This is a genomic window from Lactobacillus sp. XV31L, assembly GCF_059900865.1.
In genome coordinates, this window is sequence record NZ_JBWXGC010000024.1 from 1 (window position 1) to 2020 (window position 2020).

A 2020-nucleotide genomic window follows, 5' to 3' on the forward strand; every position below is an offset into this window, starting at 1 on the left:
GATGAATGTGCCGAATACGATGGCGCAGATAGTTATCCATGATAAACAAGCAATGCTAAACAATCAAGCCGCTTTAGCTTCGTCTCAACAGCTGCTAAAGGCTAAAGAAGAATGGGCCAAAGCTCAAGAAGCAATAAACGTGCCCAAGGTTACGGGGAACTGGCGAGGGCAAGAAGTAGCAATCAAGACCAAATGGGGTGACCATAGTTTTACCGAAAGCGAGTTAACACAACTTTTTGCGGATAAAACAATCACGATTGATACTGAGCGGGGCCAAGTTAGCGGTAAATTAGCAGAACAAACGTATAAAGGCAATAAATTTTTGGGCTTTAAGCCGGATTTACCATATAAAGCACAAAATGATGACTATGTCACTGGTACATTTGTACCAACAAATAAGCAAGTAAGTTTTAAAAAGCAATTTGGGACGCATATTTTTACGCCAGAAGAACAAAATCAATTGTTGCAAGGCGAAGAAATCACTGTCCAGGCTACTAGTAAGAGCGGCAAGCCTTATGCAGTAACGGGACAACTCAAAAATTACGTCTATAAGGGAAAGCGTCATTTTGGCTTTAAAGCAAAGTTTAATAGAAAGAAGTGATTATTATGGTGCGAAAACGTAAAACTAAAAGAAGAAATAATATCGGGGCAGCAGCATTAGCTACTGCCCTTATTTTGTACCTGAATTCCGCTCGCAACTGGTCTAAAGATATTCATTTCCCTACTGGAACACAACATATTACAAATGTTCAAACAGCTGCGCCAAAGACTAATAAAACAAAGATTGCTTCAAAAAATTATGGCGGACTGTCTCAGCACGACTATGATATATTAGCAAAGTTAGATTTTAAAAACGGTTCTATGGCTTATGTCACCGTCAATAACAATAAATCTACGCTAATTAAAAAAGCCTGGACAAACAACCAGGTTATTTATGCAAATTTAGACAATCTTAATAGAACGTCACATTCTAATACGGCATTTTTAGAAAAACGAAACCTTGCAACTGGCAACTTACGTGTACGCCAATTTATCAATCCGACTGCCTGGCATTTTAATCATGGCAAAAGCCAAATTTATAACCGAGGGCATTTAGTTGCATATTCAATTTCAGCCGGAATTGACCAAGGAGGAAATTATAACCCAAAAAATAAGTCTGGTGATCAAAACAATCCCAAAAATTTATTTACACAAACGGCATTTTCAAACCAAGAAATTCAGACAATTTTTGAAGGTAAAATCAGGGCTGCTTTAAGACAAAATAGACGGGTGATTTTCCAGGCAACCCCAATCTTTCGGGGGAATGAACTAATGGCACGTGGAATCAATTTGCAAGCTATTTCAACAGATGGCCACCTTAACTTCAACGTTTACATATTTAACGTTCAGCCTAATTTTGCATTTAACTATGCAAACGGTCGCGTAAAAATAAACAAAAGAGTTCAAGTAAAAACCTTCTATTAATAACTAGTCATACAATTTAAAAAATTATGGTTTTAATGATGATTTATCTTTCCTATCCATTATTATCAATGGTATTACGAGTAAGTATAAACATATCTATAATCGGATAAAGAACAGTTGCAAATCCTCCTGCAATACAAGCAATGTTGGTAACTAGTTGAAGATCTTCAGGATCTGTACCTAAAGCAAAGCTATGACTTGCAACAGCAAAAATATTTATTGATATAACACACAATGAAGCCACAGCAACTAACATAAACCGTATTGATTTAGCATTAAAAGTAGCTACTGGCTTTGAAGTGTTTTTAAGTTTTTCAACGCAGAATCTTTCATACTTATACCAAAAAGGTAATATAAAAATTAAAAATAATATCTCAGTTGAAAAAACATAATATTGTATATTGGAAGGATCGTCCATAGCTAACTGTATTGTTTCTAATATTAAGGTACCTCCACAAGAAGTTATCCAGATAAAGCTAACCATTCCCGTTATAAAATTAAATTCAGATACTTCTTTTAAGTATTCAGATACCTTTCTTAGGCATTTTAATTTTTT

2 protein-coding genes and 1 pseudogene are annotated in these 2020 nt (G+C 35.2%); 2 read left to right on the forward strand and 1 reads right to left on the reverse strand.

Annotation, left to right across the window (positions count from 1 at the left end; genetic code table 11):
• Both AC2JF7_RS08940 and AC2JF7_RS08945 read left to right on the forward strand, forming a co-directional pair.
• Positions 1 to 601: pseudogene (locus AC2JF7_RS08940) on the forward strand (hypothetical protein); the annotation flags it as partial.
• Positions 602 to 606: 5 nt separating this feature from the next.
• A complete protein-coding gene (locus AC2JF7_RS08945) occupies positions 607 to 1464 on the forward strand; it encodes a DNA/RNA non-specific endonuclease (protein WP_500728348.1) in 858 nt (285 codons plus the stop codon).
• 52 nt (positions 1465 to 1516) lie between these two features.
• Here the strand turns inward: AC2JF7_RS08945 and AC2JF7_RS08950 are convergent.
• The coding region (locus AC2JF7_RS08950; protein ID WP_500728349.1) for a hypothetical protein at positions 1517 to 2020 on the reverse strand (504 nt) is incomplete at its 5' end.